Here is a 16,547-nt window from a genome sequence, read left to right as displayed (position 1 = left end):
TGCTGTTGCGGCCGGTGCGGAAGATGTACTTGTTCCACTTGTCGCCGGTGATGGAGTCGGCCACGGCCGGCTCGACCAGCAGGATCTTCTGGTATTCCTGCGCCACCGGCAGCATGGCCAGCGCCACGGGCGATGCCGTCGGGCCGATGGCCAGGTCCACCTTGTCGTCGGCGTAGGCGGTGGCCAGCAGGCTCTTGCCCACGTCGGGCTTGCCCTGGTCGTCCTTCTCGATGACCACGATCTTCTTGCCCGCCACCATCATGGTGCCGCCGGTGGCGTAGGCCAGCCCCATCATCAGGCCGGTGTGCGTCTGCTTGGCGTAGGCCTCCAGCGGGCCGGTCTTGCTGTGGATGTGGGCGATGCGGATCTCGCCCTTGTTCGACTGGGCAAAACCGAGCGTGGCGGTGCAGGCAAGGGCCATCACCGCAACGCGGCGCGTGGTCTGGAACATGTCTTGTCTCCTGGTTGTGGTCAGGCCACCGGGCGGTGCCTTCGCCACACACTTTGCAGGGAGCGTGCCAGGTCCGACCGCCCTTTTGAATCAAGGACTTACGCGCACCTCAAATTCAAGCGTCTGATTTTCAGACAACCCAAACGACCTCAACATGTCTGAATATCAGACAGCAGTCTGAAATTCAGACACATCACCCAGCTTGTCGTACAGGCTGGCGCGCGAGATGCCCAGCAGCCGGGCCGCCGCCGCGCGGTTGCCGCCGGTGCGCGCCAGCGCGGCCGCGATGGCGCGGCGCTCCAGCTCGGCAATCTGCTCGGGCAGCGGGCGCTCGTCCAGCGCCACCCCCGCCCCGCCACGCGGCAGCGCCGCCGACGGCACCGCCGGTTCGATGCGGTCCAGCCCCGACTGGCGCAGCACCTGCTCGACCAGCGCGGCGTGGATCTGCGGCGTGTCGCTGCGCAGGGCCAGCTGTTCGAGAACGTTGCGCAGTTCGCGGATGTTGCCGCGCCAGGGCTGCGCGGCCAGCAGGGCCTGGGCGCCGGCGTCCAGCTCGTGCTGGGCGCTGCCACCGCGCGCGGCGATGTCTTCGCACAGGGCCTCGACCAGCAGGGGCAGGTCGTCGCGCCGCTCGCGCAGCGGCGGCACGCGGATCGGCAGCACGTTCAGCCGGTAGTACAGGTCTTCGCGGAACAGCCCATCGCGCACCAGCTGCACCAGGTCGCGCGAGGTCGCGGCCACCACCCGCACGTCGCAACGGATCAGCTGGTTGGAGCCCAGGGGCTCGATCTCGCCGTCCTGCAGCGCGCGCAGCAGCTTGACCTGCACGGCCATCGGCATGTCGCCCAGTTCGTCGAGGAACAGCGTGCCGCCGTCGGCCAGCTTGAACTTGCCGTCGCGGCCCTTCTTGTCGGCCCCGGTGTAGGCGCCGGGCGCGACGCCGAAAAATTCGGCCTCCAGCAGCGCCTCGGGCACGGCCGCCATGTTCACGCCCACGAACGACCGCCCCGCGCGTGGCGACGCGGCGTGGATGGCGTGCGCCAGCAGCTCCTTGCCGGTGCCGGTTTCGCCCAGCAACAGCACCGGGCTGGCCGACTGCGCGGCGCGGCGCGCCTGGCGTTTGACTTCCAGTGCGGCCGGGCTGGTGCCCACGAAGCTGGCAAAGGTGTATTTGGCGCGGCGCTGGCTGGCCAGCTCGCGGCGGGCCTCGTTCAGGTCCTGCTCCAGCCGCGCGAACTTGGCGATGAAGGGCTGCAGCGTGGTCTCGGGATGGTCGAACAGCACGATGCCCAGCACCCCGATCACCGCCCCCGCGTCGTCGCGCAACGGGATGCGACTGACCACGAAGGTGCCGGCCTTGTTGGTCAGCAGGTCGATCAGGATGGGCTTGCCGGTTTCCAGCACCTGGTGCATCTGCGTGTTCTGCACCACGCTGGAGACGGGGTGGCCGACGAAGTCTTCCTCGCGCGCGTAGCCCAGCGCGGGCAGGAAACGGCGGTACTGGTCGTTGATCCAGACCACGCGGCCGTTGCGGTCCACCAGCAGCATGCCTTCGCTGGCGTTGGCGAACAGGTCGAACATCGAGCGCGCGGCCAGCTCCAGGATGCTCTGGGCGTCGCGCGGCAGTCGGTCGTCTCGGGTCATGGCGGGATGATAGGGCCCACCCCCACCGCGCTGGGCGCCACCGCCCCAAGGGGGGCAACGCGATGCGGCCCGTCCTGCGTGGTCGAAGGGTGGTTCCGCCGCGTTCTGGACGCTCTGGATTCAGGCAGTTCGCTTCGGTGCGGCAGCTGCAAGGCAAAACATCCCCGGCCATCCGTCACGCCGGCAGCAGGCCGGCGTCCACCAGTTGCGCCCTCACCTGCCCGGCCGATTCGAAGCGCAGGCCCTGCCAGCCGTGCGATCGTGCCGCGTCCAGGTTGCGCTGCACGTCGTCGATGAACCACACGCCTGTGCCGTTCAGGCCGAACCGCTCCACGGCCAGACTGTAGATGCCAGGGTCGGGCTTGATCTGCTGCACATGGGCCGAGAAGATGCCGTCGTCGAACGCGCTGAAAAACGGCTTCTCGCGCAGCAGGTGCTCGGCGTAGGGCGCCGGCATGTTGGAGAGGAAACACAGCCGGTGGCCGGCCTCGCGCAGGGCATGCACCAAGGCTTCGGTGCCTTCGAGCGTGGCCAGGTGCGGCGGGATGGCGGTGATCACCGCCTGCACGTCGGCCACCGGCAGGCCGGTGCGCTGTGCGATGCGCTGCGCCAGCGCGTCGGGCTCGATCTGCCCGAGGTCGAACAGGGCCCAGTCGCTGCCGGGGTCGAAGCCCTGGAACACCTGACGCGCCAGCGCCTGGGCGCGCTCGGGGTCGGGGGCGTGTTGCGGCAGCAGTTGCTGCAGCAGGGCCAGCGGCTGCCAGTGCAGCAACACGCCGCCGAGGTCAAAAATCACCGTCTGTGAAGTCATCCGGTGATTTTCGCCGCCGCGCAGGCGGGAGCACACCGACCTCCGGTGCGAAGTGCCTGCGTCCAGGGCACCCGTGGAACGGGCTTCGCCCGGCCACCAGGTGCGTCCCCCTCGAAGCGCCGCAGGCGCGCCACAGAGGGGGAAGCCGCGTCAGCGGCGCAGGGGGTGTTCGGTTCAGCTCCTCCGGTGCCAGGCCAGCACACGCGGCGTGATCAGCACCAGCAGCACGATGGCCAGCAGCGTGGCCGACATCGGGCGCTGGAAGAACACCTCCACGCTGCCCTCGCCGATCGACATGGCGTTGCGGAACTGCGCCTCGGCCAGCGGGCCCAGGATCAGGCCCACGATCACCGGCGCGGTCGGGAAGTCGAAGCGGCGCATGACCACCCCCACCAGCGCCAGGCCGAACATGACGAACAGGTCGAACGAGCTCTGGCGCATGCCGTACACGCCCACGGTGGCGAAGATCAGGATGCCGGCGTACAGCGGCGCCTTGGGGATTTTCAGCAGCTTGACCCACAGGCCCACCATGGGCAGGTTGAGCACCAGCAGCATCACGTTGCCGATGTAGAGCGAAGCGATCAGCGCCCACACCAGGGCCGACGAGGTCTGGAACAGCTGCGGGCCGGCGTTGATGCCGTAGTTCTGCAGCGCGCTCAGCAGGATGGCGGCGGTCACCGAGGTGGGAATGCCCAGCGTGAGCAGCGGCACCAGGGTGGCGGTCACGGCCGCGTTGTTGGCGGCTTCGGGGCCGGCCACACCTTCGATGGCACCGGTGGTGCCGAACTCCTGCTTGTGCTCCGGGGCGGCCAGCTTGCGCTCAGTGGCGTAGCTCAGGAAGGTCGGGATCTCGGAGCCGCCGGCCGGGATGGTGCCGAAGGGGAAGCCGATGACCGTGCCGCGCAGCCAGGCGGGCCAGGAGCGCTTCCACTCGGCGCGCGTCATGTGCGCCTTGTTCATCTTGTTCAGGCTGGCTTCGCTCTTGCCTTCGTACAGCGCGTTGTAGAGCGCCTCGGTCACGGCGAACAGGCCCACCGCGACCAGCACCACCTCCACGCCGTCCATGAATTCGATGATGCCGCCGGTGTAACGCACCTGGCCGGTGATCTGGTCCATGCCGATCAGGCCCAGGGCCAGGCCGAAGAACAGCGCGGTGAGGCCGCGCAGCGTGCTCTGCCCCAGCACCGCGCTCACGGTGGTGAAGGCCAGCAGCATCAGGCAGAAATACTCGGGCGGGCCGAGCTTGACAGCGAACTCGGCCAGGAAGGGCGCGAACAGCGTCACCAGCACGGTGGCGATGGAGCCCGCCACAAACGAGCCGATGGCCGCCGAGGCCAGCGCCGCACCGGCGCGCCCGCTCTTGGCCATCTTGAAGCCTTCGAGCGCGGTCACCATGGTGCCGGTTTCACCCGGGGTGTTGAGCAGGATGGAGGTGGTCGAGCCCCCGTACATAGCGCCGTAGTAGATGCCGGCGAAGAAGATCATCGACGCGGTGGGCTCCACCTGGCCGGTGATGGGCAGAAGCATGGCCACCGTGACCGCCGGGCCCAGGCCGGGCAGCACGCCGATGGCGGTGCCCAGCGCGCAGCCGGCGAGCGCCCACAGCAGGTTGATGGGGGTGCCCGCGGTGGCGAAGCCGCCGAGCAGGTTGTTCCAGAGTTCAAGCATGGTGTGCTCCTGATAGTCCGCCGCCGGGCCGCCCCAAGGCGGACTGCGCCCCCTCGGGGGGCAGCGAATACACGCAGTGATGAGCGTGGGGGCTCATAGCCAGCCGGTGCCCGTGAGGCCCGGCAGGTTGACGGCGAGGAATTTGGTGAACAGCCAGTAGGTGGGCGCCGAGATCAGCATGCCGGTCGCCGCGTCCCTGACCGTCTGCATGGCGTGGCCGCCGGGTTTGCCTTCGCTGATGCGCAGGCCCCGCACCGCCAGCGTGAAGCACAGCGCGCAGCTGAGGATGAAGCCGATGGTGGTGATCAGGGCCGCATTGCCCAGGATGCCGGCCGAGACCCAGGCCAGGGCGTGCCAGTCGCCGCGCGCCGCGCCCGAAGGCTCTTCCATCTTGCGAAAACCACCGGTGCGCACTTCCCAGATGAGCAGCACGCCGCACAGGGCCATGGCCGCCGCCACCAGCCAGGGCAGGAAGTCGGGGCCCACGCCCGCGTAACCCGCATCGGACGGGATGTTGGCCGCGCCATAGGCCAGCGCGGCGGCCAGCAGCACGGCGCCCACGCCGATGGCCAGCTGAGCGGGACGGTGATCGGGACGCGCTTCGGGCGAGCCCATGGATTCGGTTTGCATGTGCGCAACTCCTCGCAGGAACAAAAAGGCCGCGACGCGAACGCCGCGGCCGCTGTGTCAGACCGGTTGGGTGAGCGGGCTCAGACCATGCCGGCGCGCACCATGGTCGCGCGCAGGGCGGAGAAGTCCTTGTCCACGAACTCGTCGAACGCCTTGCCGGTCAGCAGCGCGGGCATCCAGTTGTTCTTGACCAGGGCGTCCTGCCAGGCCTTGCTCTGGGTCGCCTTGATCACGCGCTGCGTCAGCTCATCGCGTTGCGCCGGCGTCAGGCCGGCCGCACCGAACACACCGCGCCAGTTGCCGATCTCGACGTTGATGCCCTGCTCCTTGAGCGTGGGGATCTTGTCCATGCCCTTGACGCGGGTCGGCGAGGTGACGGCGATCGCCTTCATCTTGCCGCTCTCGATGTACTGCTGGAATTCGCTGTAGCCGCTGCCGCCCACGGTGACGTTGCCGCCCAGGATGGCGGCGACCGCCTCACCGCCCCCACGGAACGGCACGTAGTTGATCTTGGCGGCGGGCACGCCCACGGCCTGTGCGATCTGCGAGGCGGCGATGTGCTCGGTGGAGCCGCGCGAACCGCCGCCCCACTTGACGCTGCCGGGGTCCTTCTTCAGGGCATCGACCACGTCCTTCATGGTGTTGAAAGGCGAGTTGGCGGGCAGCACGAACACGTTGTATTCGGTGCTCAGGCGGGCGATGGGCGTGAGCTGGGTGATGGACACCGGCGGCTTGCCGGTGATGATGCCGCCGAGCATGACGGCGCCCATGACCATCAGCGCATTGGGGTCGCCCTTGGTGGCGTTGTAGAACTGGGCCAGGCCAATGGCACCGGCCGCACCGCCCTTGTTCTCGAACGTCACGGTATCGGCCGCCTTGGCATCGCGCAGGGCCTCGCCCAGGGCGCGGCCCGTGCCGTCCCAGCCACCACCGGGGTTGGCCGGGATCATCATCTTGATGTTGTTGGCGGCCCAGGCAGCGTTCGGCAGGGCGCCAGCGGCGGCCAGTGCGGCCAGGGATTTGAGGAAGGTGTCGCGACGCATGAACAGTCTCCGGTGGTGGTTGATCGACAGCCCTGATGTTCCTGTCGCTCCCTGTCAATCGGCTGTCCAGCGGCTCAGGGGTTTCCCTAGGATGCGGTCGGTGGGCGCGGCGTGCCGATAATGGCCGCGCATGAAACTGCTGCTGATCGAGGACAACCCCACCCTGCAGACCACGCTGGCGCGCACCTTCGAGCGCCGCGGCATGCAGGTGCTCACCTGTGGCGACGGCGAACGCGCGCTGGCGCTGTGGCAGGCCAGCCTGCCCGACGCCGTGCTGCTGGACCTGAGCCTGCCCGGGCGCGACGGCCTGCAGGTGCTGGGCGATGCGCGCGCGGCCGGCCTGGCCACCCCGGTCATCATCCTCACCGCGCGCGGCACGGTGGGCGACCGCATCATCGGCCTGAACACCGGGGCTGACGACTACCTGCCCAAACCCTTCGACCTCGACGAACTCGAAGCCCGGGTGCGCGCCCTGGTGCGCCGATCGGGCGGCAGCCCCGACAGCGCCAGCGCCGGCCACAGCGCCGCCTGGTGCGGCATGCAGCTGGACAAGGACAACGGCGCCGTCTACTTCGAAGGCGCTCCGCTGGAACTGGCCCCGCGCGAACTGGCCCTGCTGCGCGCCGTGCTGGCCAAGCCCGGCCAGGCCATCGCCAAGGAACGGCTGACCGAACTCGTTTTCCCCGGCGAGAGCCACATCCAGCCCGAGGCCATCGAGGTCGTGGCCTACCGCCTGCGCAAGAAGATCGCCCACACCGGCGCGCAGCTGGTCACGCTGCGCGGGCTGGGCTACCTGCTCAAGGCAGCCGCATGAAGCACCGCCCGGCGTCGCTGCGGCGCACGCTGCTGCTGGGCATCCTGCTGCCGGTGGCCGGTTTTGTGGTGATCAATACCGTGGTGCTGTACCGCCAGGCGCTGGCCGCCGCCGACACCGCGTACGACCGCACCCTGCTGGCCACCGCCAAGTCGCTGAGCGAACAGCTGAACGTCGAAGGTCGGGGCGAACAGGCCCGCGTGCACTCCACCCTGCAATATTCGGCGCTGGAAGCCTTCGAGGCCGACAACCGCAGCCGCATCTTCTACCGCGTCAGCGGCTTCGCCGGCGAAATGGTCTCGGGCTTCGAAGACCTGCCACCGCCCCGGGCGCAGCTGCCCGACCAGAAGATCTACGCTGCGCTGGTGCACTTCTACGACGACGAATACCGCGGCATGCCGGTGCGCATGGCGGTGCTGCTGCAGCCCGTGGCCAGCAGCAGCGCACAGGGCATGAGCACCATCCAGGTGGCCGAAACGCTGGAACTGCGCCAGACCCTGGCGCGCCAGATCCTGCTGGACACGCTGTGGCGCCAGGCCGCGCTGGTGATCGTGATCGTCGGCGTCGTGGTGTTCGTCGTGCAGCGCGCCACGCGCCCGGTGCGCGCCCTCAGCCACGCGCTGACGGCGCGCAACGACAACGACCTGTCCCCCCTGCCCGCCGACGACGCGCCGCGCGAACTGCAGCCCCTGGTGGAAGCGACCAACCAGCACATGCAGCGCCTGTCGCACCTGCTGGAACACCAGAAGCGCTTCGTGCGCGACACCTCGCACCAGCTGCGCACGCCGCTCGCCGTGCTCAAGACCCAGGTGCAGTCGGCCCGGCGTGGCGACATCCCGCCCGCCCAGGCGCTGGAAGAAATCGGCCACACGGTCGAACGCGCCACCGAACTGGCCAACCAGATGCTGGCCCTGGCCAAAGTCGAACAGCTGCGCGAAGACCGCGATGCCCCGCTGATGGACTGGACCGACGTGGTGCGCAAGGTCGCACTCGACCTGGCCCCGCTGATCGCCGACCTGTCGCTGGACTTTTCACTCGACCTGCCCGCCCGGGCGGTCACGGTGCGCTCGCACGAATGGGCGCTGCGCGAACTCAGCCGCAACCTGCTGCACAACGCCATCCAGTACACGCCCACCGGCCGGCGCCTGGCGGTGGCACTGGTGGCCGACGCACAGACGGCCGCCCTCACCGTCAGCGACAGCGGACCGGGCATCTCGGCCGCGCTGCGCGAACGCCTGTTCCAGCCCTTTGCCACCGAACCGCAGCGGCGCAGCGGCGGCACCGGCCTGGGCCTGGCCATCTGCCACGGAATCACGCAATCGCTGGGCGGCAGCATCGAGCTGGTCAACCGAGAAACCCACGGCACAGTGCAGGGCCTGGACGCCACCGTGCGCCTGCCCCTGGCCGCCACCTGAACACCATGAGCACACCCGCATCCGAAGGCAAAGTCCGGCTGGACAAATGGCTCTGGGCCGCGCGCTTTTACAAGACGCGCAGCCTCAGCAGCGACGAGATCGACAAAGGCCGCGTGACGGTCAACGGCCAGGTGGCCAAGCCCTCGCGCGAGGTCAAGCCCGGTGACGTGCTGGAACTGCGCAGCGGCCCCGTGCAACGCACCGTGGTCGTGCGCGCGCTCAGCGGTGTGCGCGGCCCGGCCCCGGTGGCCGCCCTGCTCTACGACGAGACGGCCGAATCGCTGGCGCGCCGGCAAGACCAGGCCGAACAGCGCCGCCTGGCGCCCGAACCCGCGCTCGCGCTGCAACAGGGCCGCCCCACCAAACGCGACAGGCGCGACATGCAGCAGCTCTCAGGGCGCGGACAGTGGAACCAGCGCTGGAGCGCGTCGGTCGACGACGAATAGAAGTCGCTCAGGCCTTGCGCGTGCCCAGCCACACCACCGTGGCCACGACCAGCAGCCCCCCGGCCACCTGCACCGGCGCGATTGCCTGACCCAGCACCGCCCAGGCCAGCAGCAGAGCGAAGATGGGTTCGATGTTCATGATGGCCGAGTTGCCCACCACGCCCAGGCGCGGCAGTACCGTGAACATGACGGTGAAGGCCGTGCCGTACAGCGCGGTCAATCCCAGCAGCCCCCACCAGCCCAGGGGTGCCGTGGGCAGGTGGAACCCGCCCTGGTAGGCCACCCCGGCCAGCGCGAGCACCGCCACGATCCCCATGGTGCTGAAGGTGCGCAGACGGCCGTCGAGATCGCCCGCCTCGTGTTGCGTCAGCACCAGCGCCAGCCCGAAGGTGGCCGCGGCCATCAGGGCAAAGGCCACGCCGGCGCCGATGCGGCTCCAGTGCCCCGCCGCACCGAGACCGGACGCGGCGCCCAGCACGTCCAGCGCCAGGGCCAGACCCAGCAACATCACCGGCATGGCGCGCACCATGTTGCGGTGCGGCCGGTGCCCGTAGACCAGCCGGGCCCAGAGCGCGGTCCACAGCGGGTAGGTGTTGAAGGCCAGCAGCGCCAGCGCCACCGGCAGGCGCGCCACGGCCGAATACAGGCACAGGCTCTGCACACCGACCAGCAGGCCCATGGCCGGCAAGGCCTTGCGGTGGCGAGCGGTCAGACGGACCGGCACGCGGTAGGCGCGCAACAGCAGCCCCACCACCAGCGCGGTGAGGCCGCTGCGAAACGCGACCGCGGTCGGCACATCGACCCCGTGATCGAAGGCCAGACGGGCCGCCACGTGGTTGGCGCCCATCATGAAAGCGATGAGCAGCAGGGTGGCAAAAGCGGAGCCCGAGAGCGGGCGTGCAACAGCGGACGACGACATCGCCCGATTGTGCGGGTCGCCACCACCACCGAGGCGTCGCGCACGCTACGGCGGCGACACCAGGAGATCGAGATCGCTGCAGGCCGTCGTGCCTGGCGCTGCAGAGAAACAGAGCAGCCAGAAAGACAAAAGGCCCCCACTTGCGTGGGGGCCTTGTCTGACTGGCGGGCGAGAGGCTTCCCCATGAAGCCCTGCAACCCGCACAAACACTGGTTTTTCGCCTTGCATGGACTGGATTGTGCCCCCAAATATGCCCCCACGCCCTGCCCTCTTCATTGCCCCCACCTGGTGGGCTCTTCCTCTGGGCTTCTCCGTTCGTCGGGCGGGTATCTGGCCGTTGGCGATTGACCACGCATCCAGCAGTTGACCTCAAAACACCGGGGGCACCGGGGACAAGAACCAAGTTCGCACGTAACCCGTTGTCAACTTTGAAGATTCCTGTCCCCGGTCAAACCGGGGACAGCCGCCCATTCAACCGGGGCGCCGGGGGCAGATTCTGTTCAGGTGCTATCAAGCTGAATCAGTTAACGGGGCGTCGCCCCGCTGGTAACCAACCTGTCAACTTTTCCCCAGCCGATACGCTAGAGCTTTGACGCGCTCGCAACGACCCGCATCAGGGGTGTTTCAGGAAGGACCCGCAAGGGGATGGGCGCCGTAGCGGCCGACTGGCTGACTTCCCTCGTTTCCTGATGCGGATGCAGGCATGCGAGGTGGCGCGCAAAGAAGACCCCATCCCCCACCCCATCGCGCCGCAGCTCGGGGCGAGGATCGGCCCATTCATCCGTTACGGGACATGGCCAGCTGCACACCACGCCCCGCCGCCGCGGCTACTTGCTGCTGAGTGCGCCGATCCACCGGACTGGAGAAGCTGAAGTGGTTGTTGACCTGCACAGTTTGGCCGCCCAATGCGTGGTTGGGCACCACGGTTCCGCTGGTGGCAGGCTCGAACCACTCGGGACCACGCTCACCGACGATGTAGCCCTTGCCTGACTGAACCGGGCCGCCTTCGGCCTTGAAGCCTGCGAAGTTCGCCAGGCTGGTCAGTGCGCTCCCCAGTAGGCCTGTGCCGTCCCCTTTGCCGGTGGCGTACTTACCTAGCAGGTGCTCAGCCAGGTTTGCCGCTGCTGCCTGCGCCACCATGTTGTTGAGCATGGACACGAAGGCGTCACCGACGTTTTCGAAGTTGCCTTCCATGATCTGCTGGAAAGAATCTCCCAGGTAGTCCTGCATGTTCTGCGCGGCGCGCTGGGCGAATTGGTCGAGTTCGCTGATCTGCTGGGTGAGCTTGGTCTCGGAGTCGTATCGGTCTTGCGCGGCCTCGTTGGCACGCATGTACGTTTCCTTGTAAGACGGCCCGAGCTTGCGCAACAACTCATCTTGCCGCGCCAGTTCAATGTTCAACCGCTCGATGGGGGTGCGCGTGGCCTCGAAGAAGCCGCGGGCCTCTTCCTTGAGCGCCTGCTGGCTGCGAGCGGCGGCATCGTTCAGAGCCTTGAATTCCTCGGTGATCGCGGTCAGCTCTTTGTCCATGTCCAGCTGCTGGGCTGTGGCCTTGAGCTGCGCCTCAAGTGCTGGGTTGAGCTTGCCCAGGCTGCCCGACCGAATGTCGACCAGCAGCTTCTCGTACTCTGTCAGCTCGGCAGAGGCCTGCAGCTGCTGCCTGAGGTTGTCGAGGTAGCGATTGGCCTTGGCATAGGGGTCTTCGCCAGCTCCACCGCGTGGGCTTCCATTCGATGTGCTCCCGTTGCTGGCCGGTATGTTCAAGCTGCGCTTCCTGGTGAGCCGGGCCAGCTCTGCCACGCTCTGGTTGTCGGGGTTGTAGAAGCCTGACTGGCGATCGAGCCTCGCGGTTTCCGCGTCGGTCTGGTCTTTGGGGTCTTCCACCAGGTTGTTGAAGCCCAGCTTCCCGTTGTGGAAGCGTCGCGCGCCAGCCTCGGCTGCACCGAAGAATGCATCCCAGGCCGATGCGCCATTGTTCAGGCGGTCGACCATGTCGTTGATCTCGGTGACCAGGTCAACGCTGATTGAGCGCCCCACGTCCTCCGACGTCGCTTTGAGCTTGGCCAGTTCTTCGTTGAAGCGGCTCACCTCTTCGGCCTGCCTCGTCGTCACGCGCGCCTGCAGGGTGCTGGCCTCGGCCAGGTCGCGCATGAAGGGGGCAATTTCCTTCACGGATTTGCCGAACAGTTCCTGCACCGCGCGAGCACGGTTGCCGTCGTCGGCCCACTGGTTCAGCGCCACGGCCACGCGCTGCATGGCGTCCACTGGGTCCAGGCGCTTGAGTTCTTCGATTTCGAGGTTCAGCGCCTTGAGCACGGCGCCGGCGCCCTTGTCGGGGTCGGCGTCTTTGAGGATGCCGTTGAACTTGACCAGTGCGGCGCTGAGGGTGTCGAAGCTGCCGCCCACCTCGCGGTTGAGCCCGTCGATGGCGCTGATCTTCTCAACGCTGGAACCCACCGCCTCGGAAAGATCCTTCAGGCTATCAATCGCGCTGAGCGATGCCTTGGAGATATTGACCAGGGCAACAGATGACACGGGCACCGCCAGCGCCGACAGCGCCGCAATGGCGCCGCCCTTGAGCGTGTTGAGGTTGAAACCGAGCTTGTCAGCGCTGCGGCTGATGCTGGCGAATGCAGCAGAGGTTTTGTCCTCCGCGCTGAATTTGATTTTTGCTTCGTTGGACATGCTGGCTCCTGGATGTGGCTGTGGCTGTGGCTGTGGTTTGTTTACCTGCTGGCCTCGGCGCGTGGCCACGTCGTGATCCCCATACGCTTGAGTGCTTGGACCACGGATATGCCTTCTGCCCGCGACATGGCGACAGCTTCGTCCGCGATCTGCTTGTCGGTTTTGGCTGAAGGACTGGGGGGCGCTGGCGCACTGACGACGGCAGGCAGGGGTAGGCCCCTCATGCCTCGGACCGCTGCGGATGTGGCGCCAACGGCGTTCAGGTACCTGGTTTTGTCGGTTGCGTTCATGGGCATCCCTGTAGGTGGTTGGGGTTGAGCCGTGAAGCGGCGGGAGCATCCCCCCGCGCCCTGATGCTCTTCGGCCAGTGAATCCCCGTTACAGACCGTCGGGGGATCTCTTTTTATCACTTAGGCGCCTGGCTCAATACCCGATGGGTCAATGCCAACTTCCATGGCCTGCTTGACCAACTCGGCTTCGGTTGCCTTGAGTTCCGCCAGCTTTTCGTTCAAGGTCTTCAGCTTCGCCTGTCGGTCTTTCAAATTGATCGCGCCAGGTGCCCACTCAAGGCCGTCAAGGGCCGCATCGATGGCCTTGCTGATCGGCTCTTCGAACATACCGATCAGGGATCGTTGCAAAAGCCTCGGCTCGAAGAAAACCTGGCCAGGACCAGGCATCGCCCCCAGCAGCAGCAGACCGTGATCGTGCATGCTCTTCGCCAGGCGTTCGGGGTCGTTCATGGCAATAGGCTGATCCCGCAGCGCTGACAGGCGATCGCCCAAAAGGCGGCGCCACTCGATGCCCTCGCTCATGACCCAACTGCGAAAAGCGGACTGCACATCCTCCTTTGCAATGGGCGCGAAATGTATGTCCTCGATTTCGATCTCGATGCGATCGATCTGTTCGCGCACACCCTTGAGGGTGCTGCTGTACTTGCTGAGGGTGCTCTTGAATGCGTCGAAAATTCCCATGCTCATCCCCTCAGTTGTTGCGGTTGCCCAGCGTGATGCGGCCCATATGGGCCTGCAGCGTGTCCTGCACCTTCGGCGCCGACACAAATTGGTCCCGGATGTCCGGCCCGATTTCCTTCGGCGGGTGCAGCGCCTTGTGGGCTTCGAGCATGGCGTCATAGGTCCGGCGCGCCTGGCGCGTGGCGGGTTTGGCGTGGAGACCTTTGACGAGCTCGAATGCTTCCTTGTTGGGGACCAAGACCTGTTCCCCGGCGCGGTATTGAATGCCGCCCCTTTTGACGTTTGTCAGCATGATGATCAGCATCTGTTTTCCAATTGCCGGTCTCCCGGCGTTGTTTCGACAGATTCAATGGTCGGCGTATCGGGCGGACATTTCTCGGGGTATTCGCGTCTGATCAAGCGGTGAATCTGCTTGCTGGACAGGGTGTCCCCGTCGTTCAGCCTGGCGATGTGGAACAAGCACACCGTGAGCGTTGAAAGCCCTTCGGGCGGCGCCTTGAGGTCCTGCAGCTGTGCCCAACGGCCACGGGTCACAAACCGATAAAGCTCGCTCTCCAGGGCTGCAGCCGCTGCGTGAGATGAGCGGCACTTCATCAGCGATGCGGCCCTCCTGATCCACGCATCGCGCTGTGCCAGTCGCACACGGTGGGGCGTGTTGGGGAAGTGCAGGCACCTTTCGAGTGAGACCTCCCCGCCGCACAGAAACCACGCCGACAAGCCACGTCGAAGGGGATTCACAACCTCCGCAGACGTATCCCCAGCGAGGAAGCGCTCGATCAGCTCGAATGGTTCAGATGGGCGCCCCATAGCCTCAGAGATCCAACTTGAAGATGGCCGGGCTGATGCGGTAGCAACGGGCGTTGCCGATGCCTGGCAAGCGTTCCTTGACGTTCAGGCGCCCCGCTTCCTTGACCGTCAGGCATTCATGCTCCAACAGCACGCGGGCCACGGCCTGAGGGTCGAAGCCCTGGCAGATCTCGGACCGGAACACTTCGGCCAGCACGAAGTATTCGACCTCGACCTGTTCGCCCAGTGCGGCCGGCATCTTGTCGCCGTACTCGCTGAGGTGGTCGCTGTTGGTCTTGATCGGCTCGCCCCGGTCGTTGATCATCCGCCGCAGGCCTGCGCGGTTCAGGGTCTTGGCGCTGTGGTCGTCGGCCGCACGGTGCCACCAGGTGAAGCGGCCTTCGCCGTGCGCTTCCAGGAAGCGGGCCACCTGGCGCAGCATGGCGGTGACTTCGCCATTGCCAATGCCGCCACGCGCGGCCAGCCAGGCGTTGAAGCACTCGCGGGCGGCGTTCTCAGCTTCGCTCTCTGGCCAGCCCGTGAGGCCTGCCGACGTGGCCAGCTCGCCCGCAGCGCCCACCAAGGCAAAGCGGGCGCCCACGCGCTCGACCTGGCCGCTGGCGGCCTCGGGCACGATCTGGCGGGCCAGGCGGTCGGCGGCTTCTCGGATGCGATCGGCCAGCCCTTCGCCCTGCTCGGTCAGCCACTGCAGCCAGGCGCGGCCCGGCGCCCCGTAGACGGCGCTGGCTTCGGCCACCAGGTGCCGCGCGAAGTCGGCGCCGCCTTCGCGGTCGTGCAGGTGTTCGAAGGCGCCCATGCCCCGGCCAGCGTCGGCCGGTATGTCGGCCATGCGGACCTCTTGCCCGGTGCGCATCCTCTTCATGCCTTCGGCCATGTGGTCGGCCAGGCCCAACTCACCCGCACTGAGGAACAGCAGGCGCCACGACAGGCGCGCACGCGGTGTGCCCGTGCGGGTCGCGCGGGCCTTGCTCTGTTCGTTGGCCAGCATGTACGCGCATTCGCCCGCGGTCTTCGGGTCCACCTGCGCCAGCTCGTCCAGGATCAGCAGCCCGTCGCAGTGCTGCGCCGCGATGGCTTCCAGGGCGTTGTCGGTGGTGCGCCAGCGTTGCAGGTAGGACGTACCGCCGTACACGCTCGCCGCCACCTTGAGGGCGGTCGTCTTGCCGCCCGAACTGTCGCCCCGAAAGTGAAACCCGCCACTGTCAACGCCAGCAGCGCGCAGCAGCGGGCCAGCAAAGGCGCACCCCACCGCGAAGGCCAGGCGCGTGTTGCCCACGCACAGGGCCGCCACGCGCTGGCGCCACTGTTCGGCCGTGCCCTTCACGCGGAAGGTGTTTTCCTGCGCGTTTTCGGTCTGGAACACGATGCGCTCGGTGCCGTCGCCGATGGTCTCGTGAGGCAACACGAAGTGCCGCCCGTGCCAGCCGATGCGGTCTGTGCAGGTGGCGAAGGCGCCAGGGCTGCGGGTCTGGATGTACTGGGTCAGCAGGTTCCGGGCGGCCGGGTTGGTGGCGATGCGCAGACCGAGATTCAGCAGGGCGCCCCGGTACTCGCCGCCATCCGTGGCCAGCATGCGCGCCGGCATGGCCCACTGTTTCGGGTTGCCCAGCGGGTCGTCGAAGGTCAGCAGATAGCCCCAGCCCTGGCCGTCCTGGTCGCGCGTCAAGGCCTCCACGTGCAACGGGCTGCACACCCAGACGGGTTTCGTCGCTTCGCCGTCCTTGTCCTTGCCGGTGTAGAACACGCCGGCATCGGTGACGGTGAATCGGTCCCAATCCGGGCGGGCGTCCTGCTCTGGCTTGTGGGCGTCGTCTGCCTGATCGCCTGGACGGCCGCTGGCGCCGTTTTTCTGGGGGCGCTGCGCCTTGCCCTTGGGCCTGCGCCCGGTCGGCGCCTGCGGGCGTTCTGGGGCAGCTGCAGGTGCTGCGGGCGGTTGCCAGTCATCGGGCAGCTCATACCCGTTTGCTCTGGCCAGGTGCAACAGGGTCAGCAAGCTGGCGCCATCGCTCTGCAGGCTGTTCCAGTTGGCTTTCACGCCGGCCCGGTCATACAGCTGCTGGTCGGTGGCGGCCCATGCGTCGAACAGGGCCAGCCCGGTTGCATCTGGGCAGTGGTGTTTGATGGCGGACCCGATCAGGGCTCGCTCTTCCCGGTGCTGATCGGCTGGCACGTGTGCCAGGACTTCGCGGATCAGCTTGGGGGTGATGTGTTGTTCAGGTGGCATCCTGCGGGCTGGCCTTCCG

At 67.3% G+C, this 16,547-nt stretch carries 15 protein-coding genes; 3 read left to right on the top strand and 12 right to left on the bottom strand.

Features of this window, described 5'->3' with window-relative positions:
• The 6 genes from RMP09_RS18255 to RMP09_RS18230 form a co-directional block, all read right to left on the bottom strand.
• Positions 1–451: ABC transporter substrate-binding protein (locus RMP09_RS18255; protein WP_409559757.1), on the bottom strand; the 451-nt coding region annotated here is incomplete at its 3' end.
• A 165-nt stretch (positions 452–616) separates the two neighbouring features.
• Positions 617–2,095 carry a sigma-54 interaction domain-containing protein gene (locus RMP09_RS18250; protein WP_310567395.1) on the bottom strand — a complete coding sequence of 493 codons (1,479 nt, stop codon included), beginning with the start codon at positions 2,093–2,095 and terminating at the stop codon, positions 617–619.
• Between the two features lie 175 nt (positions 2,096–2,270).
• On the bottom strand, positions 2,271–2,906 hold the full coding sequence (locus RMP09_RS18245; RefSeq protein ID WP_310567394.1) for an HAD family phosphatase: 636 nt from the start codon (positions 2,904–2,906) through the stop codon (positions 2,271–2,273).
• 174 nt (positions 2,907–3,080) lie between these two features.
• The gene (locus tag RMP09_RS18240) at positions 3,081–4,574 is read right to left on the bottom strand and encodes a tripartite tricarboxylate transporter permease (RefSeq protein WP_310567393.1); all 1,494 of its coding nucleotides are present in this window, start codon (positions 4,572–4,574) and stop codon (positions 3,081–3,083) included.
• A gap of 93 nt (positions 4,575–4,667) precedes the next feature.
• The gene (locus tag RMP09_RS18235) at positions 4,668–5,204 is read right to left on the bottom strand and encodes a tripartite tricarboxylate transporter TctB family protein (protein ID WP_409559756.1); all 537 of its coding nucleotides are present in this window, start codon (positions 5,202–5,204) and stop codon (positions 4,668–4,670) included.
• Between the two features lie 80 nt (positions 5,205–5,284).
• Positions 5,285–6,247 (bottom strand): tripartite tricarboxylate transporter substrate-binding protein, encoded by a 963-nt coding sequence (locus tag RMP09_RS18230; RefSeq protein WP_310567392.1) that lies wholly within the window; start codon positions 6,245–6,247, stop codon positions 5,285–5,287.
• Between the two features lie 130 nt (positions 6,248–6,377).
• On the opposite strand from RMP09_RS18230, the gene RMP09_RS18225 reads away from it, so the two are divergent.
• Genes RMP09_RS18225 through RMP09_RS18215 form a run of 3 tightly spaced genes read left to right on the top strand, consistent with a single transcriptional unit; the run spans position 6,378 to position 8,922 of the window.
• The gene (locus tag RMP09_RS18225; protein WP_310567391.1) at positions 6,378–7,061 is read left to right on the top strand and encodes a response regulator transcription factor; all 684 of its coding nucleotides are present in this window, start codon (positions 6,378–6,380) and stop codon (positions 7,059–7,061) included.
• Positions 7,058–8,476, top strand: coding sequence for a sensor histidine kinase (locus RMP09_RS18220; protein WP_310567390.1), 1,419 nt, complete (start codon positions 7,058–7,060; stop codon positions 8,474–8,476). The genes RMP09_RS18225 and RMP09_RS18220 overlap by 4 nt, the downstream gene beginning before the upstream one ends.
• A gap of 5 nt (positions 8,477–8,481) precedes the next feature.
• Positions 8,482–8,922, top strand: coding sequence for an RNA-binding S4 domain-containing protein (locus tag RMP09_RS18215; RefSeq protein ID WP_310567389.1), 441 nt, complete (start codon positions 8,482–8,484; stop codon positions 8,920–8,922).
• 7 nt (positions 8,923–8,929) lie between these two features.
• Here the strand turns inward: RMP09_RS18215 and RMP09_RS18210 are convergent, their stop codons facing one another.
• The 6 genes from RMP09_RS18210 to RMP09_RS18185 form a co-directional block, all read right to left on the bottom strand.
• A complete protein-coding gene (locus RMP09_RS18210) occupies positions 8,930–9,841 on the bottom strand; it encodes a DMT family transporter (RefSeq protein ID WP_310567388.1) in 912 nt (303 codons plus the stop codon).
• Between the two features lie 777 nt (positions 9,842–10,618).
• Positions 10,619–12,526, bottom strand: coding sequence for a hypothetical protein (locus RMP09_RS18205; protein WP_310567387.1), 1,908 nt, complete (start codon positions 12,524–12,526; stop codon positions 10,619–10,621).
• 410 nt (positions 12,527–12,936) lie between these two features.
• A complete protein-coding gene (locus tag RMP09_RS18200; protein ID WP_310567386.1) occupies positions 12,937–13,497 on the bottom strand; it encodes a hypothetical protein in 561 nt (186 codons plus the stop codon).
• 10 nt (positions 13,498–13,507) lie between these two features.
• Entirely contained in the window at positions 13,508–13,801 is a 294-nt protein-coding gene (locus RMP09_RS18195) for a hypothetical protein (protein WP_310567385.1), read from the bottom strand.
• The gene (locus RMP09_RS18190; RefSeq protein ID WP_310567384.1) at positions 13,795–14,091 is read right to left on the bottom strand and encodes a hypothetical protein; all 297 of its coding nucleotides are present in this window, start codon (positions 14,089–14,091) and stop codon (positions 13,795–13,797) included. The genes RMP09_RS18195 and RMP09_RS18190 overlap by 7 nt, the downstream gene beginning before the upstream one ends.
• A 217-nt stretch (positions 14,092–14,308) precedes the next feature.
• On the bottom strand, positions 14,309–16,528 hold the full coding sequence (locus RMP09_RS18185; protein WP_310567383.1) for a DUF927 domain-containing protein: 2,220 nt from the start codon (positions 16,526–16,528) through the stop codon (positions 14,309–14,311).
• Positions 16,529–16,547 lie beyond the last annotated feature (19 nt).

Source organism: Hydrogenophaga sp. (genome assembly GCF_031426985.1).
Classification (GTDB): domain Bacteria; phylum Pseudomonadota; class Gammaproteobacteria; order Burkholderiales; family Burkholderiaceae_C; genus Hydrogenophaga.
This window is presented reverse-complemented; position numbering and strand designations above follow the sequence as displayed.

Coding starts and splice junctions, on each gene's coding strand:
- RMP09_RS18250 (WP_310567395.1), bottom strand. CDS start 2,095: ATGACCCGAGACGACCGACTGCCGCGCGACGCCCAGAGCATCCTGGAG.
- RMP09_RS18240 (WP_310567393.1), bottom strand. CDS start 4,574: ATGCTTGAACTCTGGAACAACCTGCTCGGCGGCTTCGCCACCGCGGGC.
- RMP09_RS18200 (WP_310567386.1), bottom strand. CDS start 13,497: ATGGGAATTTTCGACGCATTCAAGAGCACCCTCAGCAAGTACAGCAGC.
- RMP09_RS18225 (WP_310567391.1), top strand. CDS start 6,378: ATGAAACTGCTGCTGATCGAGGACAACCCCACCCTGCAGACCACGCTG.
- RMP09_RS18190 (WP_310567384.1), bottom strand. CDS start 14,091: ATGAAGTGCCGCTCATCTCACGCAGCGGCTGCAGCCCTGGAGAGCGAG.
- RMP09_RS18220 (WP_310567390.1), top strand. CDS start 7,058: ATGAAGCACCGCCCGGCGTCGCTGCGGCGCACGCTGCTGCTGGGCATC.
- RMP09_RS18230 (WP_310567392.1), bottom strand. CDS start 6,247: ATGCGTCGCGACACCTTCCTCAAATCCCTGGCCGCACTGGCCGCCGCT.
- RMP09_RS18215 (WP_310567389.1), top strand. CDS start 8,482: ATGAGCACACCCGCATCCGAAGGCAAAGTCCGGCTGGACAAATGGCTC.
- RMP09_RS18205 (WP_310567387.1), bottom strand. CDS start 12,526: ATGTCCAACGAAGCAAAAATCAAATTCAGCGCGGAGGACAAAACCTCT.
- RMP09_RS18195 (WP_310567385.1), bottom strand. CDS start 13,801: ATGCTGATCATCATGCTGACAAACGTCAAAAGGGGCGGCATTCAATAC.
- RMP09_RS18210 (WP_310567388.1), bottom strand. CDS start 9,841: ATGTCGTCGTCCGCTGTTGCACGCCCGCTCTCGGGCTCCGCTTTTGCC.
- RMP09_RS18245 (WP_310567394.1), bottom strand. CDS start 2,906: ATGACTTCACAGACGGTGATTTTTGACCTCGGCGGCGTGTTGCTGCAC.
- RMP09_RS18235 (WP_409559756.1), bottom strand. CDS start 5,204: ATGCAAACCGAATCCATGGGCTCGCCCGAAGCGCGTCCCGATCACCGT.
- RMP09_RS18185 (WP_310567383.1), bottom strand. CDS start 16,528: ATGCCACCTGAACAACACATCACCCCCAAGCTGATCCGCGAAGTCCTG.